General features: G+C 60.8%; 25 protein-coding genes. 14 read left to right on the top strand and 11 right to left on the bottom strand.

The annotated features are described in order from the left end of the window. The first annotated feature begins 1 nt into the window (after position 1). Positions 2 to 844 (top strand): TrmB family transcriptional regulator, encoded by an 843-nt coding sequence (locus AV059_RS17070; RefSeq protein WP_058996377.1) that lies wholly within the window; start codon positions 2 to 4, stop codon positions 842 to 844. A gap of 102 nt (positions 845 to 946) precedes the next feature. Here the strand turns inward: AV059_RS17070 and AV059_RS17075 are convergent, their stop codons facing one another. After that, positions 947 to 2,683 (bottom strand): carbamoyltransferase C-terminal domain-containing protein, encoded by a 1,737-nt coding sequence (locus AV059_RS17075; protein ID WP_058996378.1) that lies wholly within the window; start codon positions 2,681 to 2,683, stop codon positions 947 to 949. Positions 2,684 to 2,970: 287 nt separating this feature from the next. Here AV059_RS17075 and AV059_RS17080 point away from each other — a divergent pair, with 287 nt between their 5' ends. Further along, entirely contained in the window at positions 2,971 to 3,480 is a 510-nt protein-coding gene (locus tag AV059_RS17080; RefSeq protein WP_058996380.1) for a hypothetical protein, read from the top strand. Between the two features lie 2 nt (positions 3,481 to 3,482). Further along, positions 3,483 to 4,595: a glycosyltransferase family 4 protein gene (locus tag AV059_RS17085; protein ID WP_058996383.1), complete on the top strand. Its 1,113-nt coding sequence runs from the start codon at positions 3,483 to 3,485 to the stop codon at positions 4,593 to 4,595. Between the two features lies 1 nt (position 4,596). On the opposite strand, the gene AV059_RS17090 is transcribed toward AV059_RS17085, so the two are convergent. Beyond that, positions 4,597 to 5,568: an alkaline phosphatase family protein gene (locus AV059_RS17090; RefSeq protein ID WP_058996385.1), complete on the bottom strand. Its 972-nt coding sequence runs from the start codon at positions 5,566 to 5,568 to the stop codon at positions 4,597 to 4,599. A gap of 379 nt (positions 5,569 to 5,947) precedes the next feature. On the opposite strand from AV059_RS17090, the gene AV059_RS17095 reads away from it, so the two are divergent. Genes AV059_RS17095 through AV059_RS17105 form a run of 3 tightly spaced genes read left to right on the top strand, consistent with a single transcriptional unit; the run spans position 5,948 to position 10,160 of the window. Beyond that, on the top strand, positions 5,948 to 7,333 hold the full coding sequence (locus AV059_RS17095; RefSeq protein WP_058996387.1) for a sulfatase: 1,386 nt from the start codon (positions 5,948 to 5,950) through the stop codon (positions 7,331 to 7,333). Continuing rightward, positions 7,330 to 8,772 (top strand): polysaccharide biosynthesis C-terminal domain-containing protein, encoded by a 1,443-nt coding sequence (locus tag AV059_RS17100; protein ID WP_058996389.1) that lies wholly within the window; start codon positions 7,330 to 7,332, stop codon positions 8,770 to 8,772. The genes AV059_RS17095 and AV059_RS17100 overlap by 4 nt, the downstream gene beginning before the upstream one ends. Positions 8,773 to 8,807: 35 nt before the next feature. Beyond that, entirely contained in the window at positions 8,808 to 10,160 is a 1,353-nt protein-coding gene (locus AV059_RS17105; protein WP_058996391.1) for a sulfatase, read from the top strand. Here the strand turns inward: AV059_RS17105 and AV059_RS17110 are convergent. Then, complete coding sequence (locus tag AV059_RS17110; RefSeq protein WP_058996393.1) at positions 10,148 to 11,341, bottom strand: glycosyltransferase family 4 protein; 1,194 nt, start codon at positions 11,339 to 11,341, stop codon at positions 10,148 to 10,150. The genes AV059_RS17105 and AV059_RS17110 overlap by 13 nt on opposite strands. Before the next feature lie 3 nt (positions 11,342 to 11,344). Further along, complete coding sequence (aglG, locus tag AV059_RS17115; protein WP_058997666.1) at positions 11,345 to 12,280, bottom strand: glucosyl-dolichyl phosphate glucuronosyltransferase; 936 nt, start codon at positions 12,278 to 12,280, stop codon at positions 11,345 to 11,347. A 96-nt stretch (positions 12,281 to 12,376) separates the two neighbouring features. Here aglG and AV059_RS17120 point away from each other — a divergent pair, with 96 nt between their 5' ends. Then, positions 12,377 to 15,202, top strand: coding sequence for an oligosaccharyl transferase, archaeosortase A system-associated (locus AV059_RS17120; protein WP_058996395.1), 2,826 nt, complete (start codon positions 12,377 to 12,379; stop codon positions 15,200 to 15,202). A gap of 135 nt (positions 15,203 to 15,337) precedes the next feature. Here the strand turns inward: AV059_RS17120 and AV059_RS17125 are convergent, their stop codons facing one another. The 4 genes from AV059_RS17125 to AV059_RS17140 form a co-directional block, all read right to left on the bottom strand. Continuing rightward, on the bottom strand, positions 15,338 to 15,517 hold the full coding sequence (locus tag AV059_RS17125; protein ID WP_004593110.1) for an HEWD family protein: 180 nt from the start codon (positions 15,515 to 15,517) through the stop codon (positions 15,338 to 15,340). A 128-nt stretch (positions 15,518 to 15,645) separates the two neighbouring features. Then, on the bottom strand, positions 15,646 to 16,101 hold the full coding sequence (locus tag AV059_RS17130; RefSeq protein ID WP_058996398.1) for a hypothetical protein: 456 nt from the start codon (positions 16,099 to 16,101) through the stop codon (positions 15,646 to 15,648). A 110-nt stretch (positions 16,102 to 16,211) separates the two neighbouring features. Next, positions 16,212 to 16,655, bottom strand: a complete 444-nt coding sequence (locus AV059_RS17135; protein WP_058996399.1) for an acyl-CoA thioesterase — start codon at positions 16,653 to 16,655, stop codon at positions 16,212 to 16,214. Positions 16,656 to 16,712: 57 nt separating this feature from the next. Next, positions 16,713 to 16,988 (bottom strand): PadR family transcriptional regulator, encoded by a 276-nt coding sequence (locus AV059_RS17140; protein WP_004515723.1) that lies wholly within the window; start codon positions 16,986 to 16,988, stop codon positions 16,713 to 16,715. 247 nt (positions 16,989 to 17,235) lie between these two features. Between AV059_RS17140 and AV059_RS17145 the strand changes: the two genes are divergently transcribed. The 3 genes from AV059_RS17145 (at position 17,236) to purM (ending at position 20,699) form a co-directional block, all read left to right on the top strand. Continuing rightward, the gene (locus AV059_RS17145; protein WP_058996402.1) at positions 17,236 to 18,765 is read left to right on the top strand and encodes a TraB/GumN family protein; all 1,530 of its coding nucleotides are present in this window, start codon (positions 17,236 to 17,238) and stop codon (positions 18,763 to 18,765) included. Next, on the top strand, positions 18,765 to 19,451 hold the full coding sequence (locus tag AV059_RS17150; protein WP_058996404.1) for a site-2 protease family protein: 687 nt from the start codon (positions 18,765 to 18,767) through the stop codon (positions 19,449 to 19,451). Before AV059_RS17145 ends, AV059_RS17150 begins: the two co-directional genes overlap by 1 nt. A 237-nt stretch (positions 19,452 to 19,688) precedes the next feature. Beyond that, a complete protein-coding gene (gene purM / locus AV059_RS17155) occupies positions 19,689 to 20,699 on the top strand; it encodes a phosphoribosylformylglycinamidine cyclo-ligase (RefSeq protein ID WP_058996406.1) in 1,011 nt (336 codons plus the stop codon). 37 nt (positions 20,700 to 20,736) lie between these two features. On the opposite strand, the gene AV059_RS17160 is transcribed toward purM, so the two are convergent. The 3 genes from AV059_RS17160 to AV059_RS17170 form a co-directional block, all read right to left on the bottom strand. Next, on the bottom strand, positions 20,737 to 20,916 hold the full coding sequence (locus AV059_RS17160) for a hypothetical protein (protein WP_058996408.1): 180 nt from the start codon (positions 20,914 to 20,916) through the stop codon (positions 20,737 to 20,739). An 86-nt stretch (positions 20,917 to 21,002) separates the two neighbouring features. Next, positions 21,003 to 21,545, bottom strand: coding sequence for a CBS domain-containing protein (locus tag AV059_RS17165; protein WP_058996410.1), 543 nt, complete (start codon positions 21,543 to 21,545; stop codon positions 21,003 to 21,005). A gap of 71 nt (positions 21,546 to 21,616) precedes the next feature. Then, entirely contained in the window at positions 21,617 to 21,988 is a 372-nt protein-coding gene (locus AV059_RS17170) for a DUF555 domain-containing protein (RefSeq protein WP_004515717.1), read from the bottom strand. Positions 21,989 to 22,261: 273 nt separating this feature from the next. Between AV059_RS17170 and AV059_RS22500 the strand changes: the two genes are divergently transcribed. The 4 genes from AV059_RS22500 to AV059_RS17185 all read left to right on the top strand — a co-directional run bounded on the left by AV059_RS22500 (position 22,262) and on the right by AV059_RS17185 (position 25,650). Beyond that, a complete protein-coding gene (locus AV059_RS22500; protein WP_004593118.1) occupies positions 22,262 to 22,432 on the top strand; it encodes a hypothetical protein in 171 nt (56 codons plus the stop codon). 91 nt (positions 22,433 to 22,523) lie between these two features. Then, positions 22,524 to 23,246 (top strand): archaeal proteasome endopeptidase complex subunit beta, encoded by a 723-nt coding sequence (gene psmB / locus AV059_RS17175; protein ID WP_058996412.1) that lies wholly within the window; start codon positions 22,524 to 22,526, stop codon positions 23,244 to 23,246. 191 nt (positions 23,247 to 23,437) lie between these two features. Then, positions 23,438 to 24,238, top strand: coding sequence for an FkbM family methyltransferase (locus AV059_RS17180; RefSeq protein ID WP_058996413.1), 801 nt, complete (start codon positions 23,438 to 23,440; stop codon positions 24,236 to 24,238). Positions 24,239 to 24,282: 44 nt separating this feature from the next. After that, positions 24,283 to 25,650, top strand: coding sequence for a phosphopentomutase/phosphoglucosamine mutase (locus AV059_RS17185; protein WP_058996415.1), 1,368 nt, complete (start codon positions 24,283 to 24,285; stop codon positions 25,648 to 25,650). The last annotated feature ends 34 nt before the right edge of the window (positions 25,651 to 25,684 follow it).

A 25,684-nucleotide genomic window follows, 5' to 3' on the forward strand; every position in this document is an offset into this window, starting at 1 on the left:
TATGAGCGACCCTGCGGACGTGTTCGACTTGGTTGGGCTGACTGAATACGAGGCGACGGCGCTAGAACAGTTGCTCTCGCTCGGCCGAACGACGGCCCCGAATCTCGCGGAAGCGAGCGGTATCCCCAAGGCCCGCGTCTACGGCGTGCTGGAGTCACTGTCCGACCGCGGCTTCATCAAGGTGATACCCGGCCGCCCCAAGGAGTACCAGCCGAAATCTCCCAGCGACATCCTCGACCGGGCCGTCGAAAACCGCAGGCAATCATATGAATCGTTCGCTGCCGACATGGACTCCTACCGCGACGCCTTCCTCGCCGAGTACCAACCGCGGTTTGAACAGGCAAGCGAGGATATCTCACCGACGGCCGAACTGTTCCACGTCGTCGACGTCGGCGAACCGAGCGAACGCGAGACCAGACGGCTGTACGACGACGCCGACGAGACGCTTCGGGTTATCACCAACAGCTTCGCCTATCTGGACAGCGTCAGCGGGGCGCTGGAAGACGCTCTTGAGAGGGGCGTCGACGTCTCTGTTCTCTTCCTGCACCCGGACAATCTTCCGCCGGAGAAGGCCGCAGTACAGTCGAATATCGTTGACCGACTGGCTACAAAATTCCCCGCCGTAGACGTACGCTTCAGCCCCGAGAAACTGCCCTGGCGCGGCACCCTGATGGACCCCAGTATGGACTACGAAGGCGGGGAAGCTATTCTGCTGGTCGAGGAACCCGATGTCCCCAACCATATGCGGCAGGCCGCCTTGACCGAGAACGGTTCCTTCGTCGCCGGGATGAAGCGGTACTTCGATTTGGTGTGGGAGTACGAGAGTGTCGCGGACTCCCAGTGAATCGAGCGAAAGTGGATAGTGACACGACTCGTCCAGAACTGAGTGGCTTGGTCCGTCAATCAGTGCCCTCGTGGGTGGCCGTAGACAAATTGCCGCCCTCGGTCACTTTTCGATCATCACGTCTTCGACGAACAGTACGTCGAGTCCCATGGAGTAGAAATCACGTATCGCCTCCTGTGGCGACCGGACCATCGGTTCGCCGCTGTCATTGAAACTGGTGTTCAGAACGGCACCGACGCCAGTTCGGTCCTCGAACGCAGAGATGAGCGAGTGATACCGGGGGTTGGCATCCGCCGTCACGATCTGTGGCCGGGTGGTGTCGTCCGCCGGGTGTAGAGTCGCCGGAATCGATTCTCTCGCGGCAGCAGTTGTCTCGTAGGTATCTATCATGAACCGTGCGGCCTTCGAGAGTTCGCCTTCGAGATACTGCTCGCCCGCCGAGCGCAGCATCGATGGGGCGAACGGTCGCCACTCCTCCCGGTGTTTCACGTACCGATTGACACGGTCAAGCGAGTCAGGTGACCGCGGGTCCGCCAGTATCGACCGATTGCCGAGCGCCCGGGGACCGCCTTCCATTCCGCCTTGGAACCAGCCGACCAGCTCGCCGTCAGCGAGTCTCTCTGCGGCCCGTTCCGGTGGGTCATCCACTACGTCGTAGTCGACTTTCAGTTCATCGCAAACGGCTGTCACCTCCTCGGTGGTGTACGCCGTCCCGAAGTACGGGTGGTGCATCTCGGCGATACTGTCGCCTGCCTCGACGCTGTCGATGTAAGCGGCACCGAGTGCGCCGCCCGCATCGTTGGCTGCAGGCTGGACGAACATGTCCTCGACGGCGTCTAGCTCCCGAATTCGTTTGTTCATCTTGCAGTTGAGTGCGACGCCGCCGGCCAAACAGACCTTCGACAGGCCCTCGCGCTCGAGATAGAACTCGGACAGTTGCGAGACGATGTCCTCGACGGCTCGCTGTAAGTGGAACGCAACGTCTTTGTGACGTTGCTCGATTTCGTCGCGCCAGTATCGCTGGTCGAACCCGAGGTCACGTTCTAGTTTCGCGACAGCGTCGCTGGGCTTACGATAGGTCAACGCCTCGACATCGTAGTGCCCATCCTCGACGGTGTAGTAGGACTCCACCACGGAACCGATGTGTTCATTCGGTTCTCCATAGGGGGCCAGTCCCATGACTTTCCCTTCGCCATTGGACCGACGGAAGCCCAGGAAGGCGGTGAAGTCACCGAAGAACCGACCCAGAGAGTTGAACCGCGGGAACGACTCCAACATCCGCAGTTGAGACCCCTCACCGTGGTACACGCCACCGGATAGGTGACCGCCGTAGTTGTCCAACGAGACGACCAGTGCTTCGTCGAATCCGCTGGGCAAAAACGCGCTCGTCGCATGGGTGTGTTGATGGTTGCGGCAGCGAATCTCGGGGAGTTCGGACTGATCGATGTCGAAATGGGTGCTCAGTTTCGAGGCCGTCAGCGACCGGAGTTTCTCGTTTGTCAACTGCATGCTCTGTTTGAGCGGTAACATGACAGTGTCGTAGAGCCGTTCGAAACGGCCCGATGTTGTCGAGTTGTACCCCCGACGGGCGAGACGGCCAAGCGCTTTCCGTCGGTTGTCGTAGTTCCGCGAAAGCGAAATCGTCGAGACATCGCGGATAGAGATAGACGCGATAGAGAGGACCTCTTCGATGGCTTCAAGCGGGAACTGCCCCTCGGCGTGTTTGTCCCGACTCATCCGCTCTTGTTCGACGAATGCCCGTACTTCGCCCCGCTCGACGAGACAGGCACTCGGGTCGTGATGTGACCCATCATTGGCGGGAACGATACCCAGATGCATACTTAGTTGGCTACAACACGAATATAAAAAACACTCTGTTTTCCTCGCCACCTTGTCGGTGTCGTCCGCCGTTTGCGGGCACTCTCGGCAGTCAGACGCCACACTGAGACGCCGCTCTCGTGTGGTTTGAACCACAACGGTTAAGAATTTTCCTGCGGCAAGGCCAGTAGACGCTTGATATCGCGAACTGCGAACGTCCGCTTGGAGTGGGCCGTAGTGTGAGTTCACTCGCTGCAGTAACCGATGTCTGTCAGGAGCCCTCTGAAGCCCATCGGCTATGTAGACCAATGCTAGGGAAGATACTGTTCAACACGTACCAGCTGTTTGGAACTGACGAGCCACCGGCCTCCGACTCTTTACGGGAGTCGTTGACTTATCGGGCGTGGACGTGGCTCTCGAAACACCTCCCGGAGACATGCTCTCTGCGTCTGTTCAAACAGTTAGAGGCAGTCGATTGGGACGGACTCATCATCCCCAGTATGTGTCGGTACGACACGCTGTCGGAGATGGTGACAGACGCCGTTGTCGGCCATGATCGGTCACCGGCGAGTGCGACGTGGGAGTTTATACAGGCCGTACAGTCGGCGGGGTTCGAAGATACCACCTATGTTTGTGCGAACCCGGACTCCGACCTAGGGTCGCCAAGCCCCAACTGCGAGCACGTTTCGGTCCACGCTAGCGGTTGGAACGACCCGCTGGTGACGGTGCCGGGGGTAGTCTTCGAGCCCGATACCCCTGTCGGGGCCGCCGACTACGTCTCGGACCGACTGGCGGCATTGGGGTACGCCGAAGAGTGAACATGACCGGGACCAGCCCACGCGTCTGTTTCGTCGTCAACGCAGTCGGCGAGACGAGCGTCCCGGCCGATATCGCTACGGCGGTAGTGAAGTACACCGATGCCGAGGTGGACATCCTCGCGTGGTTCGACGCCGAGTCCTTCGACGGCGACGACCGGGTAGGTGTCACCTGTCTTGACGCGCCGGACACGACGGTCGGGGCAGACGTACAAACCGTCAGACGCACCGCGTCGATACTCCGCGAGTACGATGTCGTACAGGCTCACCACAACCACTCCGGGTCGTTCGCGAAGGCCATCGCACGGTATCTCGGGGTCCCGTCGGTATCCCGAGAGGGGAATATGCGGAAGGGGTTCAACAGACTGGGGAGGGTAGCGAACGGATTCACGAATCCGCTGGCTGACCGCGTCGTCTGTAATTCACGGGCGGTATACGACTCGTTTACTCGCTGGGAGGACATCCTACTCCCCGAAGACCGTGTCAGGTTCATCCCAAACGGCGTTGACTTCGCCCGAATCGACGCCGGTCGAACAGTCGATTGGAGCGCCCGCGAGGTGGCCGGCATAGATGACGACACCGCTCTCGTCGGTACCGCGGGGATGCTCACCGAACAGAAAGACCAGGCGACGCTCGTCCGCGCGCTCGCTCTTGCCCGCGACCGCTCGGCCACCCCTATCGAGTTGGTCATTGCCGGCGACGGTCCGGAGCAAGACGCCCTCAGGACGGTCACAGCAGAACACGGCGTCACCGACGCCGTCCACTTCCTCGGCTATCTCGACCGTCGATACGTCTACAAGATGCTCGACGAGATAGACATCTACGCGATGCCGTCGCTATGGGAGGGGTTCAGTGCCGCGGCCGTCGAGGGTCTGGCCACCGACAATGCGGCTGTCTTCTCTGAGATTCCACCGTTCACCGAGCCCTACAGCGACGTGGCGCTGTTCCACCCGACCGGTGACGCCACCCGTCTCGCAGACCATCTGGTCACGCTGGCCTCCGACATCGAGCGACGCCAACGTCTCGCCACCGCGGGTCGAGAGCTGGTCCAAGAGAAGTACGAGATACGCACTGTTGCGAACGCGTATCGGGAGCTGTACGGCGAGCTAGTGGACTGAGTTACATATACCCGAGATCTTCAAGCTGCGAGGTGACGGCGTCATTCTGCCCCATCGAGAGTCGCTGCCCGCGGCCGCTGCCGTCGTGGTCGTGAGCGTCCAGTTCGGACTCGATGGCCGCACGGACATCCAGTACGCTCCCGACATCGTCAACGAGACGGTTGTCCGTCGCCGCGACCATTGCCTCGTGGGTGTGGACGCCGTCCTGTAGCCCGTGGTCGCTCACGAGAAGGAGTTCATCGTCCTCGTGGAGGTCATCCCGCAGTTCACCCACGAACTCGTCGAGTTCGTCGTAGGCCTGCATCTGGAGAGTCGGCTGGTCGTAGGTGACGTGGCCGATAAGGTCAAGTCCGCTCGTGTACGCGAAGACCAGACTCTTTTGGCCGCCTCTGAGTGCTCTTCGCGCCCGGGCGAGGCGAATCATTGACATCTCCAGACACTGCTCGTAGAACGCTACCGGGTCGGATGAGGTATGACCACCCCGGGCGCTCTGGTCGCGTTCGAACAGGTCTCCGAGGTTCCGCCGAAGGCTGTGTTCTCGGTCCTCGATATCGGGATCGACAACGTAGTTCGGGATGCCGATGGTCGCGGCCTCACGACCGTCGAATACCGTCGATATCCCTTCGTTCTGGTAGTAGGTCGCTGGAACACGGAACGCGTCTTCGCCGGTATTGTTGAGCAGCCACGCACCAATTCTGGTTTGAATCCCGTCGGGAAGCAGGTAGCTCGCGGCCGCGCTCCCGTACCGTAGCAAGGGGTTCTCCCAGGCCACACCGTCCTCGAGTTCGAGCCCATGCTCTTCGGGAGAAAGACCGGTGATAATCGTCGGCCACAGTTCGTGGGTACTTGGCTCCCCTTCAACGCTGTTTATTGTCTCGATAGATCGGTAGCTATCGAGCGTGAGGTTCGGATGGTCCGCAGGGTCTACCAGCTCCGGATCCAGCGCGTCGATACCAAGAACGACCAGCACCATGATTGTCTTACTTCGGCTACGTGTATATTTAATACTTATTTACTTTGACTACTCAGCATAGCCCAAGGTCTCCAAACGGTCTTTGACAGTCCTGTCGTCGGCCGTCTCAGGCTGGGAGGACTCGAACCCGACCCACGGGACAGCCGTCAGTGGTCGAGTTCCCACCTTCGAAGGGTGTTCGTATATTGTTGCGCCGGCAGTCGAGGTGACGTGCTGGAGGCACACTTCCTGAGCCAGCAGGAAATTTCTCGCTAGCGCTGGTGTCTGCCGTCATGCTCTCTGGTGTGTCTCCAGATCTCACAATACGTCAGTAATCCACCTTCTCTGTCTGGAACCGGAATATAAATTACTGGAGGGCAAATCAACAACGGTATACCGTATGTCGACGCCGAACATCGTCTGGATAACTCTCGACAGCCTTCGGTCGGATCACACGACGATCGGGGGATACGAGCGCGACACGACCCCGGAGATGGCCGATATAGCTGCTTCGGGCCACGGGTTCGATACGTGCATCGCTCACAGTAAATCCACACTGCCCTCTAGTGGCGCCATCTTGACTGGCTATGCTCCAACCCACACGAATATCGGCATCGAGGGGAACGCAGTCCCTGACAGCATTACTACTGTCGCGGAACGGTTCCAAGACGCCGGCTACCGGACGGCCTGCCTGTCGCGCAACTCCTATCTGAGCTCGGCGACCAATCTTGACCGCGGCTTCGATCGGTTTCAGTGGCTCGCATCCTCAACAATTCATCAGGCCGGTGCAAAGACCCTCGCCTCGTACCTCTGGAACATCCGGAGCCACTCGGCCGGGCTGACGATGGACACGTCAAAACACGCGTCGCCACTGCTGATGAACGGTGTTGCGAAGCGATGGCTGGGCGACTTCGAATCCGAGTCCAAGCCATTCTTTTTTTATCTCCATTATAATGAACCCCACCGACCCTATTATCCGCCGGGAAAATACCTTGATACCTTTACTGATGATCTTGAAATGTCCGGACGTGAGGCCGCTGAACGTGCGCTCGAGATCCACTACAACCTCGATGAAATCATCGCAAACGGCTGTGAGCTGACCGACGAGGAGTGGGCCGCCCTGCGTGCGATGTACGACTCGGAGATCGCCTACACCGATGAGATGGTCGGTCAACTTGTCTCAAATTTGCGCTCGCTCAACCTCGAAGACACCATCATCGTGATTACGGGCGACCATGGCGAATTATTCGGCGAGTGGGGATTGCTTTCGCACAGCTACGTCCTGAACGACGCCGTTACCCGCGTCCCGCTCGTTATTGACGGACTCGAGGATCCGTTAGCCGTCGACGACGACGACATCATCCAGCATAGCGACATAATGCGGACGCTGCTTGAAGTCGCCGGCGTGGACGGTTCAGATACCATCGGAGTCGACCTCCGTGAGGAAGGTCGTGAGTTCGCCGTTTCCCAGCGGGGCCCGAACACCTACGAAGAACTACTCACACACAACCCTGACTTTGATTACTCAGCGTTCCACACCGCGACGCTGAGCGGGCTCCGGACAGAGGAGTGGCGCTATCAGGAGAGCGAAGCAGGTTCAGAACTGTTCGAGGTAACCGATGAGGAAACCGACGTGCGTGAGGCGCACCCAGAGGTGGCCGAGTCGCTACAGTCCGATTTAGCGGACTGGATTGAGGCGAACGGCCAGCCAGTATCGGGGGGCCAACAAGAGGAGTTCTCTGGTGCGGTCCAGCGCCAACTTCGGGACCTTGGCTACATGGAATGAAGCTTGGGAAAACCGCCTTCTCACACTTTGTCTCACAGGCCGTTGTCACGCTGGCCGGCTTCGCCGCAAGATGGCTCATTGCTATCGTTCTGGGTGCAGGCGGTCTTGGACAGTATTCTGTTATCGTCGCGCTGGGCTTCTTTTGGCTGGTGATTCCGGGTAACGCTGTTGCGAACGCGATGAAAAAACGGATTAGCGAGGGTGACAGTCCTGCCGGTTTCATCGGCGGCGGTATCCTGCTCAACGCGATTACGACTGCCGTGCTCGGCGTCCTCGTCTTGGCGGCCGGCGAACTCCTCGGAGGGATTGTCTCCCGTAACCGCGAGCTCATGCGGGTCCTCATCGATTACGACGTGGAGATCGTGGTTATGTTGATCGCGGCAGTGGCATACCGGACGACACAGGGAAGCTTGCAGGGACAGAAACGAGTCGCTGCGACCGGTTGGCTCAAGGCTGGCGAGCGCGTGACGCGGACCGCTCTACAGGTCGGGGCGCTTCTGGCGGCGATGGGGGTGGCCGGCATCGCGCTGGGCCACGCCTTGTCCCTAGCCGTCGCCGCCGGGGCTGCTTTCTTGCTGAGTAAGCGGCGGCCGGCGCTGCCCACCGTTGACCAGCTCCGGAGCCTCATCAACTACGCCAAGTATGCGTGGATGGGGGCACTCCGAGGCCGAGTCTTCGGCTGGCTCGACACTATCTTTCTCTCGTTTTTCGTCAGTGCATCTCTCATCGGTATCTATGAGGCGGCGTGGGGTATCGGATCAATGCTTGCGATTGCAAGTTCTTCGATCAGCCAGACGCTCTTTCCGGAGGTCAGCGATCTGAGCACGGCGGACGGCTACGACCGCATCGTTCACTACCTCGACGAGGCACTGGCGTTCAGCGGTATCCTCGTCATTCCGGGACTCGTCGGTGCGGCCATCATCGGCGAACGGGTCCTTCGGTTCTTTGGCCCGGAATTCGGCCAAGGCGGGACGGTGTTGCTCATCCTCATTGCAGCATATCTTGCTGACGCGTTCGCCTCCCAGTTCACAAACGTCATCAACGGGGTCGACAGGCCTGACGCAGCGTTCCGTGTCAACATGGTTTTTATCGCCTCTAACGTGATTTTGAACGCAGTTCTCATCTGGCAATTCAGCTGGACAGGTGCGGCCATCGCTACCGCGCTGTCGTCGCTACTTCGAGCGCTAATCAGTTACTGGGTGCTCGGGAACATCGTCGGATCCATCCAAATTCCGTACCGGACACTCGGCACCCAGGTCGCCGCTGCCACGGTGATGGCCGCTGCAGTCTCTCCCGTTGCCACGCTGATGCCTCCGGGTCGGCTGGGGACGCTGCTGCTCGCCGGCTTCGGCGGGGTCGTCTACGCTGTCGTCCTCGTAGCCATCTCGTCGCGGGTCCGTGCGAAGGCCCGATTGGTTATGCCGGAAACGACACTATAGCAATCCTTAATTGTGCCACTGGCGGACGCAGTAGCATGAACAACGTCCTCCTCGTTACTATCGATTCGCTACGAGCGGACCACATGGGGTACCATGGGTACGAGCGAGATACCACGCCACATATTGACGCTTACGCCGAAGAAAGCAGCACGTTCCTGAACGCTTTTTCCCACGTCGGCGGCACCCGCTTTTCATTTCCCGGCATCCTCTCGGGCGTGACGCCGATGATGTACGGCGGCCACGAGCGCATTTCCGAGGAACAGACCCTTATTTCCGAGGTGTTCGACGACGCCGGCTACCGCACCGGCGGGTTTCACTCGAACCTCTACGTCTCTGGGAAGTTCGGCTATGACCGGGGGTGGGACGAGTTCTACGACTCGGCCCCCGACGAGTCGGCGACCTCAAAGCTCCGCAAGTGGGCCAAGACGAACCTCGACGGCACACTGCTCTCCCTCCTGCGGCGGGGCTACGACTTCCTTGAGTCCTCACAGGGAATCAATGTCGGGTCCTATCACGTCCCGGCCGATGAAATCACAGACCGAGCGATCCAGTTCATCGAGGACAGCGACGATGAGACGCCGACGTTCGTCTGGGCACACTACATGGACGTCCACCATCCGTTCCTCCCACCCGAGGAATACCAGCGGAAGTTCCGGGATGAGCCAGTGTCCGACGACGAATCGATCCAACTTCGTCGCAAGTATATCGAGGAGCCCGAGGCAGTGACTCCGGAAGAGCACCAGACCTTCATCGACCTCTACGATGCGGAGATACGGTTCAACGACGCGGAAGTTGGCCGTCTCATGGACGCCGTCAAGTCAACGTGGGGAGACGACTACGTGATGGCGCTGACGGCGGACCACGGCGACCACTTCCTCGAACACGGTTACTTCGGCGGCGCCCGCCTCCTTGACGTGAAAAACCACGTCCCGCTCTTGATTAACGGCTGGGACGATACGGGAAGCTACGACGAGCTAGTCGGGCTGACTGACCTGCCCTGCACGCTCGTCGACACCGCTGGGCTCGATGTGCCGAACAACTGGTTCGGACAGAGCCTCCGGCGACTCGCTTTCGACGGGGAGTGGGATCGCAACGAGATTCTGGGCGGCTACCGCGATGACGACGGCGACGAACACGTCCGCGTACGTGAGCCCGAGTGGAAGCTCATTGCCCACGAGGACAAGGATGACGAGCTGTATGACCTGACAGCGGATCCTGAAGAGCAGGTAAACGTCATCGAGGACCATCCAGCTCAGGAGCGGCGGCTCCGCAAACAGCTCAATGACCACCGGCAACTCGTTCGGGCAACGGAGGCGGACGACGTCGAGCGCCCGGATATGGATGAGGATGTCAAGGAACGGCTCCGACGGTTGGGTTACGACGAGTAGCTGGCGACGGAACGAAGAATACCGCGGTATCGCTCACAGGCCGCATCGAAACTGTACTCGCGTTCGACCAGGGCGCGTCCGTTCTCGCTGATTACTGCTAGATCATCCCTGTCGAGAATCCGCTCGATACCCGCCGCCAGTGCCGTGGGCTCGCGCGAGTCGATGGTGAAACCGGTTTCCTCGTCTCTGACCACGTCCGGGACACCTGAGACCGGGCTGGCATATACTGGCGTTCCGCAAGCCAGCGCCTCCAGAATAGTCGTCGGGAGCCCTTCGGTCGGCTGGGAGGGCAGTATCAGAAGTTCGAGGTCATTCAGAGCGTGTGGGACCTCATCGTGGTCCACCCAGCCGGTCAGTTCCACGTGACCGGCCTCGATATCTGCGGCGAGGTCTTCTTCCAGCCACTCTCGGAGGTCGCCGTCCCCGACGAACCGGAAGGTGATGTCATCAGGGAGTTGCGTGGCAACTGCAGCCAGTTCCCGGACGCCTTTTTCTTCGTCGAGCCGTCCGAGGAACCCGACGACGCGGTCGCGGTCAGCGTAGGGTTGCCGGACGCGAAATTCGTCCGTCCGGACGTAGCGCGCCCCTGTCGGATACACGGTCGGGGCTTCCGGATGCAGGTCCAGTTGGCGAGCCATCTCGGGCGTGTAGGTGATGACGCCGTGGGCCGCGGCGAAGCCAGCTCGTTCGAGTGCACGGACGGCACCGGCGAGCCCGGCAGCCACCGGGTCCGGCAACTGCTGTTCCCAGTTCAGCCGGAGCGTCAGCGGCACGTCGCCGCGGGGTTCGACGAGAACAGTCTTCCCGAGTAACCGAGCCACAATAATGGGTAGCAGGTACGACGTTGCGCCGAAAAACAGGACCACGTCTTCGTCACGATCAGCAATAACGCGACACATTCGGAGTTGGTTCAGCAGAAACCGGAACGCGGCGGTGACGATGGAGTCGCCCGCGCCTTTCCGCGTGAGTTCAACGAGTTCGTGCCGGTCGCGGATCTCAGAATCGGCTGGCAAATCAGCCGTCACGAGCGCGACCGATGTGATCGCAGAGAGGATATCCAGCAGGCTCCGTGTGGCGTTCTCGCCGGCCGCGGCAAGCGGATGCGTGACGACACAGACGTTCGACAGGTCCGCTTCCTGTGTTTCCGTCTCACACTCTTGCTGACGTGTTGGGTCCGTCATCTGTTACCTCCAGACAGTCATCCCGTACAGGTAGCCAAAGCCAACGAATGCGGTGAGAGCGAACAGGAACACGAACTGTAACACGCCGGCTACAGAGGGAGCGCGAACGAGGCCCGAGAGCCTTTCGGGGGCAAACCGGAACAGGAGGTCGCCGAGGAAATCGGACTCCTCGCCGGTCGATTCGGGGACGAACACCTCCATGCCGCGCTTCGAGTACCCCTGCCAGAACGCCCGGTCTAACAGCCAGCCGGGATCAGTCCGGTAGTCGAATATCTTGTGCGCGACAAGCGCGTCCGGGGTGTAGTATACGCCTTCGTCGTATTCAGTTCGCAGGCGCGCGCAGAGTTCCGTCTCGCCGCCCTGGAGATTCTTTTCGCCCTGGCGGCCGCCGATGTCGTCGTCGAAGCCGCCCAGTTCGAGAAACACGTCTCGGTCGAAGGAGATGTTCGAGCCGAAGGTGTTGCGAACGACGCCGGGTTCGTCGGGGTCGCCGTTCGGTCCGAACCCGCGATGGGTGACGCCGATGAGCCAGTAGAACTCCGCGGGCAGAAAACTGGGTTTCCCGGCGACCCACGCCGGCGTCATTCGGCCGCCGACCGCGAGCGCGTCGTGTTGTTCGTAGGCATCGACTAGCGCCGCGACCCACTCCTCGTCAGCGATCGCGTCGTCGTCGATGAACGCGACAACGTCTCCGGTAGCCACCTCGGCCCCGTTGTTCCGACTCTCTAGCAGTCCGATGTTTGCATCGTTACAGTGAGTCAGGACATCGTCGCGATTGCCGAAGTCAGATTGGTACTGCTTGTACACGTCCCGGTTCCCATCTGAGACCAGTACGAGTTCCACGTCGTCGTAGGTCTGGGCTAAGACGCTCTCGGCCGCCGCTCGACAGTCGTCATATCGCTCCATCGTGTGCGTACAGAGCACGACCGAGACTCGCATGGTCGGTGGTGTGCCACCGGTGCTGTTAGGCGTTTCCATCCTGCGCTCGAATAGAGGTCAAAAGGCTTATGCGCGCCTTGGCAGTTTTTCCGTGCAATGAGTCAATCACGGGGCTATCTTGATGACAACCCCGAACTCGAGTCCGCCCTGGAGTGGGCCGAGCGCTGGTACCACGTTCCGGTCCTCCTGGTACTGCTCGGGTTCATGCTGTGGAATCGCGTCCGAAGTTGGCAGAACTTCATTGTTGACGGCGAGGTGCTCTTCAGCGGGAACGACGCCTGGTATCACTACCGTTCGACCCAGTATGTCGTTGAGCACTGGCCCGCGACGATGCCGTTCGACCCCTGGACGCGTTTCCCATATGGAACCAGCACGGGGCAGTTCGGGACGCTGCTCGATCAGATCGTCGCGACAGTTGCCCTGATTATCGGTCTGGGGTCCCCCAGCGACCAGACTGTTGCGATGACGCTCCTGTTTGCCCCCGCCGTGCTCGGGACGCTCGTTGCGGTTCCGACGTACCTCATCGGACGCCGACTCGGCGGCCGCCTCGGCGGCGTAACTGCGGTTACTGTGATGGCCTTCTCGACGGGGTTTCTCCTGCAGCGGAGCCGCGTCGGGTTCTCCGACCACCACGTCGCTGAAGCGCTCTTCCAGATACTCGGTGTCCTCGGTGTCATGGTGGCTGTCAGCGTCGCCGCGCGGGACAAGCCGATCTATGAGCAGTTTATCGAGCGAGACATAGGCGCACTCCGGGATACCATCAGTTGGTCCATGCTGGCCGGTGTGGCAATCGCAATGTATCTCTGGGTCTGGCCGCCCGGTGTGCTTCTTCTCGGGATACTTGGTGTCTTCTTCCTGCTCCGACTGTGTCTGGAATATGTTCACGACAGCAGCCCGGAACACACGGCCATCGCGGGCGCAATCACGATGGCGACTACCGCTGTGGTGAGTGCGTCGCGAATCAACGTTTTGGAAATTACAGCAACCGCTCAGTCGCTGCTACAGCCCGGGCTGGCGTTAGCTGTTGCCTTCGGTTGTGTGTTCATGGCGTGGCTAGCTCGATTCATGGAGCAACGAGAGTACGGCCAGTACGTGTATCCGGCGACCGTATTCGGAATCCTCGCGTTCGGGGCCGTTCTGATGGCAGTGTTGACCCCCGATCTGTGGAGCTTCTTCACAAACAACGTGATGCGGGTAATCGGGCTCACAACCAGTGAAACGGCCAAAACCGTCGGCGAAGCCACCCCGCTGTCGGGCGTCGGCGTCCTGTTCAGGGCACACGGGTTCGCTGTCGTCGTCGCAGGCATTGGCGGCCTCATCTTGCTCGGAAAACAGTTCCTCTCCGACGACGCGCCTGCGGAAGAACTACTGGTCGTGGTCTGGGCGGTATTCATTCTGCTGGCAACGTTTACCCAGCGACGGTTCGCCTACTATCTCGTCGCGCCGATTGCAGTGCTATCGGGAATGGTTGTCGGCCGATTCATCCGCTGGTTCGATTTCAGCGCCGACGATGGTATCGAGTACTATCAGGTCATGACGATTCTCGCAGTGCTGCTTGTCATCGTCGTCCCACTGTTCGCCTTCGGCTCGACATCGCCGGTCGAAGCCGGTTCGACCGGTCCCGGGCCGAGTATTCAGGGCTGGGATGAGAGCCTGCAGTGGATGGAAGGGAACACGCCTGCGGAAGGAGCTTACGGCTCCGGCGGTGACGCGACACTCGAGTACTACGGCACCTATGAGCGACAAGAGGACTTCGACTATCAGGAAGGGCAGTACGGTGTTCTGTCGTGGTGGGACTACGGACACTGGATTACAACCAGAGCAGAACGTGTGCCGAACGCGAACCCGTTCCAGCAGGGAACGGAGATCGTCGCTCCGTTCCTGGTCGCACAGAATGAAACGCAGGCAAACGATATCCTCGACAACACAAACGAGGACGACGCGAAGACCAGATACGTCGCTGTCGACTGGAAGATGGCAGAGACAAACGGGAACAGACCCTACCGTGGGAAGTTCTTCGCGCCAGCGACGTACGCTGACGGCGTGGGTCCTGGTGACTACTACAGCCGAATGTACATCCAGTCCCAGAGCGGCAGTACCAGACCGATAACGTTCCAGCAGCAGGCCTACTACGAGACGATGACCGCTCGGTTGTATCGGTTCCACGGCAGCGCTAAAAACCCGCAGCCGGTTGTCATCGACTGGGAGAACAAGCAGACACGCCAGGGAGGCCAGTACCGCGGTGCGCCGACCAACGAACAGGAACCAGAAGGCCAGCAACAGGGACGGGTCATCCGACAGTTCGAGAGCATGGAGCAGGCTCGTCAGTACGTTGAAGAAGACGCGACCTCACAGATCGGTGGGTTCGGCGACAACCCATCCGAGCGGGTTTCAGCATTAGAACACTACCGTCTGGTCGGTTCCAGTGAGACTGAGGCGTTCCCGAACAATCCGCGGTATCAGCACTCCGCCTGGGCAAAGATATTCGAGCGCGTCCCAGGTGCGACAATTGAAGGGACCGGACCGGCGAACGCAACAGTCCGGACCGCCGTACAGATGCGCAACCCGGCCACGAACAAGACGTTCGTCTACCGCCAGCGGACCCAGACAGATCAGAATGGGAACTTCGAGATGACTGTTCCCTACTCGACCACTGGGTACGACGACTGGGGGACTGACGAGGGCTACACGAACGTGAGCGTCCGTGCCGAGACCCAGTATCAGTTCAGCGCAGTCGGGGCTAACAACGGCACCCGGACCGGCTTTACCGGCGCGACCGAGGTCACTGAAGGGCAGGTCATCGGCCAGGACGCCGCCGCCGCAACCGTCGAACTGGAACCGGTAACGATTCAGCAGGGCAATGGGACCAGCGGTGAATCGCGCGCACCGATGACCGAAGGCGCAGCTGAAGCGGGCGCATAGCGGAGTCCCAGCGGTCGTTCGCTGGCTGACCGATGTTTGATCTGCCCGAGACTCTTTGTAGGATTCCGTCAGCGGAGTACGTTCTAACGGCGACACCCTACCAGTCAAAAAGTCGATAGCAGCGGAGCGGCGAACTCACTCGGCCAGCGGATTGAACGTGCCGTTGATGTCCCACTCGTGGAGACAGTGTGGGTCGCCGGACTGTTTGGTGCCGTCGTCGGTGACGATACGCCAACTGTGTTGGTCCGGGTCCCACTCGTCGACCCGCCCACACCGCTCACATTCGCGTTTGCGTGGGGTGACGATTTCAGCCATATCTGGTGCAAGCGCGTGGGTGATTATCAGGCTGCCGGTCCCTGACTGGTCCATCGGAACGATTCACAGCCGACGACGTGAGAGTGCTGCACCGACGCTGACGCTAGGTAGTGCAACCGCTGCAGTGCTTAAAAGTCCGGGAGGTCGTCCGCGTCGACCTCCTCCGCTTCCCAATCGAGGTACTCGTCGGCCAGTACCTCGCAGACGACCTGGCCGAATTCGGTCAGTCCGGCATTGATACCTGAAACAGTGCCCCATGAGTCGATGTCCGGATGGATCTCCCGCTCACGCCAGTCCTCGGGCAGGCCCGGGGCGTGGTAGCCGACACGACCTGCAAATGAGTCCCAGAAGAAATCGAACTCTTCGATGAGCCCCAGATCCGTGACAATCTTCCACTGGTCGGAATCGAGCGACGCGTCCGTGGCCCATTCTTCAAACGCGTCCGTCCACGCGCCCTCGTCGAGGGCCTCGGCGAGCTCCTCACGTCGGTATTCGTCGCCCTGTACCTCCGCGTCATCGTACTCGTCGGCAGCGACGCCGGTGGACAGCTCCGGGCGCTCCGGCGTCTCGACATCGAGTGTCATAATCGTGGTACGTGGTGGAGCCGAATAAAGCTCATACTGTTGGCTGCTCCTTCCTGACGGTATTCCCACTCCGTGGTGCAATACCTTTCACGTGACCACAGCAGACAGTATCAGCGGTTCGCTTCCCCGTCAAGGGCGCGCTGTCGCAGTTGTTCACCGCGCTCAGTCTCGGTCGTCACGTCGGGGACAGGAACCGGGTTCCTGTCCTCGTCGACTGCGACGTACACCGAGTACGACTCCGCTGTCGACTCTGTCTCGCCGGTTCTGAGGTTCTCTCGGGCGACTCGGAGCCGAACTTTGACACTCGTTTCGCCAGTGTCGTAGACGAACGCTTCAATGAGAGCCGTGTCACCGACAGGTATCGGCCGCTTGAAGTTCACCTGGTCCATCCGCGCGGTAACGCAGGTTTCGCCGGCAAAGCGCATCGCCGACATCGCCCCGAGTTCGTCCATCCACTTCAGTACGTTTCCCCCGTGGGTCGAACCCAGGTGGTTCGAATGGTTGGGCTGGACCATCCAGCGGTTCTCGATATAGGTTTCCAGTACCGTTGGCATGGCGCGAGGTTGGCCAGCACCGGGGTTGAGTCTGTCGAACGGAGTTCGAAAAGGTGACTATGCCGAAACGTACTGCGCTTCCCACTCTTTCCGGGCATCGAGTTCGCGCTGGCCACGCTTGGTCAGCGTGTAAAAGTTCGTTCGGCGGTCGCGTTCGCCCTTCTCGATGAGTGCCTTCTCGACGAGCGTGTCAAGGTTCGGATACAGTCGGCCGTGGTTGACCTCGCTCTCGTAGTAGTTTTCGAGCTCTTCCTTGATTGCTAACCCGTGGGGCTCGTCAAGGCCTGCAATGACGTACAGCAGGTCCCGCTGGAATCCAGTCAGGTCATACATCTTATATCCGATACAGTTTGACCCTGTACATATCAGTCTTTTGAATCGGCAAATATATTGCGCATTTACAAATCCCGCCACTGTCCAGTAGTTACCACGGCATCTGTGGCTGTATTAACACGAGAGTCGCTAATAGCTTCGCCGCGTAACGGGAACATACAATGCCGCAAACATGATTTCGGCCGCCGTTTCTCGGCAGTCACCCGGACCCGACAAGGGTAAAGGAAACGAATGTGTAACGCGGGTGATGACCGAACACGCGGAGTCGGCGGCAGACGAGTTCCCGGAACCGTCAGGAGCGGGACGCGTCGATGTCGTCGGAACCGCTCACGTTTCCGAGCACAGCGTCACGGAAGTGGAATCAGCGATTGAGGAATCCGAGCCCGATATCGTCGCCGTCGAGCTTGACGAGGGGCGCTATCGGCAAATAAAGGGCGAAACGCCAGACGACCTCGATGCAAGCGACCTCCTGCGCGGGAACACCGTCTTTCAGTTCCTCGCGTACTGGATGCTGTCGTACATCCAGACCAGACTGGGCGACCGCTTCGATATCGAGCCGGGTGCGGACATGAAAGCGGGCATCGACACCGCCGAACGACTCGGCCTCGGCGTTGCACTCGTCGACCGGGACATTCAGACGACCGTCCAGCGGTTCTGGGCGCGGTTGACGGCCGTCGAGAAGCTCAAACTGGTCGGCAGTCTCGCGGCCGAGATGGGGCCGCCGTTGACCGTCGGACTGACCGTCGGTTCTGTCTTTGGCGGGCTGTTTGCGGTCGTCGCCGGGGCCTTCGGTGGTCCGTTTATCGTCCCGAGCGGAGCGCTTTCAGTTCTGCCGGGCGGCCTCGGTGGGACGGTCGAGGGTCTCCTCGATACGCTGTTGCTCATCTGTGTTGCCGCGGCCGGTATCGGGGTGCCTATCGCCGCACTGCTAGTCCGGTTCCGCGGTGAAGCCGATGTCGAGGAGTTCGACATGGAGAAACTGACCGATACCGACGTGGTCAGTGCGATGATGGAAGAGTTCCGTCAGTTCTCCCCCGGCGGCGCGGAGGCGCTCATCGACGAACGCGACGCATTCATCGCCCACCGACTTATCGCCCTCCGCGAGGCCGGCTATCACGTCCTCGCTGTCGTCGGAGCCGGCCACCGTGAGGGGATTCAGGGCTATCTCGACAACCCGGAGACGCTCCCGCCGATGGAGTCGCTCACCGGAACCGAGGGTGGCCGGCGAGTCTCGCTGTACAAACTCGTCGGCTACGGCTTCGGCGTCGTCTTTCTCGTCTTCTTCGGCCTGCTCATCCTTGGCGGCGCAAGCCAGGCCGTCCTACTGCAGTTGTTCGTCGCGCTGGTCGCCGTCAACGCCGTGCTGGCCGGTGGGCTGGCGAAGGTGGCCGGCGCACACTGGTCAAGTGCGGCCGCCGCCGGCGCGTTCGGCTGGCTGACGAGCCTGTTTCCGCTGCTCGCGGCCGGCTGGTTCGCGGGCTACGTCGAACTACGGTACATCTCCGTCAATATCAGCGATATCGCGACGCTCAATGAGATACTCAACGACCAGGAATCACCGGTGATGGACCTTGTCAGCCGGATGCGTGCGGTACCGCTGTTTCGGTTGATCCTCGTCGTCGCGCTGACGAACGTCGGCAGCGCAATCGCCTCCTACGTCGTGTTCCCGGTGTTGATCCCATACATCTCGTCGGACATCGGCGGGATGCAGGGCGTCTCGCGCCTGCTCTGGCAGGGTGTCGACGAAGGAACACAAATACTTCTGGGGTTCCTCTAATGGCGGGTCGCCGACAGCGAACCACCACGGAGCGAACTATCGGTGGCCTCAGCTTCAGCCAGCGCGAACTCCGGGACCTCCTCGTCGCCTGGCTTGCACTCGGACTGGCGTTTACGTTCTTCCTCGAACGACAGTTCCGCCGCATCGTTTTCGGCCAGTTCGGCGGCCTCTCGGGTGCCGAAATCGCCAGCACATTCGCGGTCAGCCTGCTGACGGTTGGCGTTGGTTTTCTATTGCACGAACTGGCTCACAAGGTCGTTGCTGTCCGCTTTGGTCAGATTGCCGCGTTTAAGGCCGATTACCGGATGCTCGGATTCGCAGTCCTGGGTGGCCTCGTCGGCTTCCTGTTTGCCGCACCGGGGGCAGTCGTTCACCGCGGCCGCCTCACGGCGAAGCAACACGGTCTCATTGCCGTCGCCGGACCGGTGACGAACCTCGCGCTGGCTGTTGTGTTCCTCGTCCCGTTCGTCGCGGCACTGCTGTCGGGCACGGGTGGCTTCCTCTGGGAAGTCGCCCGGATGGGCCTGCAGATCAATCTCCTGCTCGCCGGCTTCAACATGCTGCCCTTCGGCCCGCTTGACGGCCGAACGGTCCGAAAATGGAGCACGCCGGTGTTTCTCGCCGTCGCGGTGCCATCGATTCTGCTCGCGATAATCGGATTGCTGTTCCTCCCTCAGATGCCCTGACTGAAGACGGTACTTGAGCCCAACCCATAGCCGGTTGGTCATCCAGTATGGGTGGGGCTGAAAGGGGCCGTTTTCTTGGCGAACCTCGGCGACGCAAGCACCTACTGGAGCGCAGCGAGCCGCGGGAGTCAAGAGAACGGGGGCTTTCTGGCTGTTCACACACTTGTTCTTTTTATCAAACACCGTTTCCTGCGCCGGAACGACGCTCTTTTGCCCCCGCCACGCACGCTCTCGGGTATGACCGACAGTGAGTCCGAGGCTGACGACGCCGACAGCGAGGAGGGACTGACCTACGCAGAAACCGGTGTGGATATCGACGCCAGCGAGGCGGCGACGAAGGCGCTCATCGGCGCGGCCGGCGAATTCGAGGGCGACTACGCGGGCCTTGTCGACATCGGCGACCAGTACCTCGCGCTCGCAACGGACGGCGTCGGCACCAAACTCCTCGTCGCCGAGGCTGTCGACGACTACTCGACTATCGGCATCGACTGCATCGCGATGAACGCCAACGACCTCATCGCGACTGGTGTCGAGCCGGTCGCCTTCGTTGATTACCTCGCAGTCGAAACGCCCGACGAGGAGACGAGCGAGGACATCGGTGCGGGGCTCCGAACGGGAGCCGAGCGGGCCGGCGTGGCGCTCGTCGGCGGCGAAACCGCCGTAATGCCGGATGTCATCAAGGGGCTGGACATCGCCGGGACCTGTGCCGGACTGGCACCGAAAGACGCTGTCTTCCCCGGCGAGGCCGAACCCGGTGACGCCATCGTCGGCTGGCCGTCCTCTGGGATTCACTCCAACGGGCTCACGCTCGCGCGCGAGGCGGTCACGCAGGACCACGAGTACACTGACCCGTTCCCGCCGAACCCCGACAGGACCATCGCCGAGGAACTGCTGACGCCGACCCGGATCTACAGCGAGGTGCTTGAGCCGCTCCGAGCCAGTGAGGCGCACGCGGCCGCACACGTCACTGGCGGCGGCTGGACCAACCTCACGCGGATGGGGAGTCACCGGTACGAGATCACGGACCCCTTCGAGGCCCAGCCCGTCTTCGAGTTCGTTCAGGCGGAAGGCGAGGTCTCTGACGAAGAGATGCACCGGACGTTCAACATGGGCACTGGATTCGTCGCTGCGGTCCCCGAAGCCGACGCTGACGAGATCGTCGCCGACAGCGAGGACGCTCGCGTGATCGGTGAAGTGGCTAGCGGGGACGAGGCAGTCGCGATCCGAAATCTCGAACTCACCGAGTAAGTGATTGGGAGCGCTGACAGAATCCGGTCAGGCAGGATCAGGCGGACAGGATGTCTTTGCCGGCTGTCTCCTCCGCGATCCGTATCTGGAGCGCCTGCCGGATGTGGTATCTGGCCGCCTCGCTTTCGGCGTTCTCAAGTGCCTTTTCGAGTTCGGCATACAGTGGGTCGCTGGGATTGGGCATGTGAGTAGGTCTTTCATTAGTGAGAATAGACATATACCCCTGACACTGTTTTCAGTATTAAGCCCCTCCTACGGGTAGTACGCGGCCACTATCGCAGTTCGCGCTTCTGAGAATTAGAGTTAGCTGACCGTACGCGCGATGTCCGCTTCAGTTATGACACCGATAGTTTCCCCGTCTTCAACAACCATCACAGCGGCATTGTGGTTCAGGTAAGCGTCGACTTCGTCGATGGGTGCGTCGGGTTCGACGGTCGCGATCGACTCGTTCATCACTTCAGCCACTGGAAGGTCGCCCACATTTTCTTCGGGCCGCTGGCGGATGTCGGAGTTGCCGATGAGCCCCTGTGGTGCCCCGTCTCGGATGACGGGGACCTGCGAGTACCCTTTCTCGTCCATCACGGCCTTCGTCTGGTGGACGGAATCGTCGGGCGCGACGCCAACAACGGGAGAGTTCATCAGGTCGCGGGCCTTGATGATGCCGCCTTCGGCCTCCTCCAGTGCAGTCACGATCCGACGGAGTGTCGACAGCCGCGGGTCCACGTCACCACCTTCGATACGAGCGATAAGGGGCTGAGAGACGTCAGCCCGCTCCGCCAGTTCGCTCTGGGTCAGCCCAAGTTCGTTGCGGCGCTCCCGCAGGTCCTGTGGCGTCGGTAAGTCCATATCCGCTAATTACCAGAGGTAATATAAAAAGCCCACGGCTGCTGCGGCGGGCGAACCAAGTGAAGCGCCGATTACGCCTCGGCTTCGGCTTCGTCCTCGTCGGCTTCGGTCTCGAAGACCTCGACGACTTTCAGCGGGACGTCCCGCAGTGCGCCGCCGATTTCGCTCTTGGCGATCCGCTGGGCGTGCTCGGGGGATTCGGCGTTGAACACATCCATTTCGAGTACCAGTCCGACGAGCGCCGTGTCGGCCGCGATAAACGCCGAGTCGAACGGTTCGCCACAGGCCGGGCAGCCGGTCGCACCGACTTCGACCTCAACGTAGTCCATCTCGGCTTCGTTGAGTCGCTTCCCCGCTTCGCTCACTGCGACACCGATAGCGTCGTCTATGTCGTCTACGTCACGAACCAGCCAGGCTGCTTCCATCGCCACGAGGTAGTTCATACACGAACTCTCGTGGTCCGACTATTCGATAGTTTTGATTCGCCTTTGTTGCGCACGTCACCATTACTATCTCTATAACTTATGCGAACCAGCCATCTGACTCATACCCCCATTATGTCTGATCGGGAAGTCCTTCGGGTAATGGTCTGGTTTCTCAGGTGTCTCAGCAAACCGCAAGACAGCGGCCCATTAGTTCATCACAATCGATGATGCTGAACTGAAATGTGGCGACAAGACTTATATACCAGACTCACTCTGGAATGACCGAGGAAGATGGTAGCTCGACTGTACACCGCAACGCTGTTCGCATTGTATCAACTCACCCTGCTGCTGGGCATCATGCTGCTGCCGGTGGCAATGCTCACAGAGCAGTTCGGACTCCGGCTGCCGATGGACCGGGCCGTGTCGGGACTCAACGAGGCCTACGATCAGGCGAGCGCGTAAGACGGACCAGCCGGCTAAATGCCCGCAGTGGTGGCGGTCAGGTTCACCAGGAAAAGAGGTTTTATCAGCGCCCGACTAGTACCCTACAGTAATGCGAGATATGACTCCGGGGCCGGACCTTTCTGGACCCCAGGCTGCTGACGAGTTCCAGAGCGACCCGTACGCGCCCGAAGTCGGCGAACTCCCCGAACAGTCCGCACAGGATTCGGAGAAGGTGAACAAGACCGGGACGACCACTATCGGTATCAGCACGTCCGAAGGCGTCGTCATCGCGACGGATATGCGCGCTTCGCTCGGCGGTCGCTTCGTCTCGAACAAGAACGTCCAGAAGGTCGAGCAGATTCACCCCACGGCGGCGCTCACCCTTGTCGGGAGTGTCGGCGGCGCACAGTCGTTCATCCGGACGCTTCGGGCGGAGGTCAATCTCTACGAAGCCCGACGCGGTGAGGACATCAGCATGAAAGCCCTCTCGACGCTGGCCGGTAACTTCGCCCGCGGCGGTCCCTTCTTCGCTATCAACCCCATCCTCGGCGGCGTCGACGACGACGGCCACCACGTCTACTCCATCGATCCGGCCGGCGGCGTCATGAAAGACGACTACACTGTAACCGGCTCCGGGCTCACCGTCGCGTACGGGACCCTCGAAGACCGCTACGAGGAAGACATGACCAACGACGAGGCCAAAGAAGTCGCTGCTGCCTCCATCAAGGCTGCTGCCGAGCGTGACACCGGCTCCGGTAACGGGATCTACCTCGCTGATGTCACCGCTGACGGCGTCGACATCAACGGCTACGACTTCGACGAACTGCTGTAGCCACACGAAACAATCGTTGCGGTCGGGTCTCGGCCCAGACGTTTTTCGTGCCGAGGTCGGCTTTGTTCCGCCGCAGTGAGAGACTACGAGGCGACGACTGGCGCACTCTGTCTAAGCTGTAGATATACGCAACCGTGTAATGTGACCATGAAACGACAAGTATAGATAGTTGGTCTGAATAACTTATCTAAATGATATCTTCAGACGCCGTCGTTCAGCTTGCATCCCAGACCGGATTCAAACCGCTACTCAACCGGTGTTACAACCAGTATCGTGAAGTCTCGTACCGCCTTGCTGGCGATACATACACGGTCACAGTCGGTGATGTCAGCACAGAGTTCCTGATACCAACCTACAATGAGTTTACTGACCTCTGGAAGATAGACGAACGGCCGGTACTCGCTGATCTGCTGGAGGAACTCCGGCCCGACGACGTGTTCTACGATATCGGGGCTAATATCGGTCTGTATGCCTGTCTGGCATCGGAGGTGACCGACAATCCGGTCATCGCATTCGAACCACACCCCGACAACGCCGAGCGGTTGCGACAGAATATGCAACACAACCGCGCCGATATTTCGCTATTCGAACACGCGCTAGTCGATGAGGACGGTGAAGCCGAACTCTCCATTACGCTCGAAAAGGTCGGTTCAGCCGGGCATTCGCTGGTGACGACAGCGACAGAACACGAGACAATCACAATTAGCAAGCGACACGGCGACGAGTTCATCGCCGACAACCAACTGCCGACACCGACTGCGATCAAAATCGATGTCGAAGGGACGGAGGGCGCTGTTCTCAATGGTCTGTCGGCAACGCTCGACCAGCCCTCGTGCCGACTCGTGTACTGTGAAGTCCACGGAAACCGACTCGAGACCAACGGCCACTCCATTGCTGGCATCCGGAGTCGACTGGAGGGACACGGCTTTGCTGTGACCAAGCGAGTCATCCGTGACGGCAAGGGCGACACATTCCTTATCGGGAAGAAGTGAGGACCGAACGAGAGAATTATACGGTCGGCTTCCGCATCGCCGGTATGGAACTGTTCGGGACCGCGGGAATCCGCGGTGATGTCGTATCGAAGGTGACGCCGGACCTTGCACTGCGAGTTGGACAGGCGACTGGCCGAGACGGCGAGACGTTCGTGCTGGGGTACGACGGGCGTGTAACGTCGCCAGCGCTCGCTGATGCGATGGCTGCGGGACTACAAAGCGCTGGCGCGCGTGTCGTCAGAATCGGCCGCGTACCGACGCCGACGCTGGCATACGCCTCGCAGGGCCGCCACGGCGTGATGATTACCGCGAGCCACAACCCACCGACCGACAACGGCATCAAGCTGTTTGCGGACGGCACCGAGTACGGCGATAACGACGAGACGCGCATCGAAGGCCGAATCGAGGACGGCTCGACACCGACGGCCTGGAACGGCTGGGGCGACACGGAGTCGGTTGACTACCTCGACGAGTATCGAGGCGCTGTCGCCGACTACGCCGAGTCGCTCGGTGGCGACCCGTCGGGGCTGACAGTCGCCGTTGACTGCGGGAACGGGATGGCCAGCGTGGCGACGCCACAGGTCCTCCGGGAACTGGGTGCCGACGTACTCGCGACGGAGGCGAACGTCGACGGGACCTTCCCCGGCCGCGAGAGCAAGCCGACGCCGGAGACACTGGCCGATTTCCGCGAGTTCGTCGCCGAATCTGACGCCGACTTCGGGTTCGGCCACGACGGCGACGCCGACCGCATCGTCGTCGTCGACGCCGACGGCGATGTCATCCACGAGGATACGATACTCGCGATGCTGGCCGAACACTACACGCGTGCCGCGGACGTTTCGGACCCCGTGGTCGTAACGACGCCTAACGCCTCCGGTCGCATCGACGAACGGGTCGAGGCCGCGGGCGGCCGCGTCGAACGCATCCACCTTGGCTCGCTCCACGTCGGAATCGCCGATGTTCGGGCGGGCGCGACCGACGAAACCGAGGTTGTCTTCGCCGCAGAACCATGGAAACACATCCACACCGCCTTCGGCGGCTGGATCGACGGCGTTGCCAGCGCGGCCGTGCTGACGCGCCTGTTTGCCGGGGAGAGCGTGGGCGACAGGCGGGCCGTCATCTCCGAGCGACCCTACGAAAAGGTGAGTGTGGAGTGCCCCGACGACGCCAAAGCCGAGACGATGGAGCGACTGGAATCCGACCTGCCGGACGCGTTCCCCGAGGCCGACGTCTCGACGGAGTACGGCGTCCGGCTCTCCTTCGATGACGGGTCGTGGACGCTCGTCCGGCCGAGTGGCACCGAGCCGTACGTCCGGGTGTACGCAGAGAGCGACGATATCGACGCGCTGGTCGCCGACACCACACAGGCGGTCCGCGACGCCGTCGCGGCCGTCAGTGCCGCCGACGCCTGACGTCCGAGCACCGACTGCTACCGAGACCGATAGA

The sequence above is a fragment of the Haloarcula sp. CBA1127 genome (assembly GCF_001485575.1).
Classification (GTDB): Archaea; Halobacteriota; Halobacteria; order Halobacteriales; family Haloarculaceae; genus Haloarcula.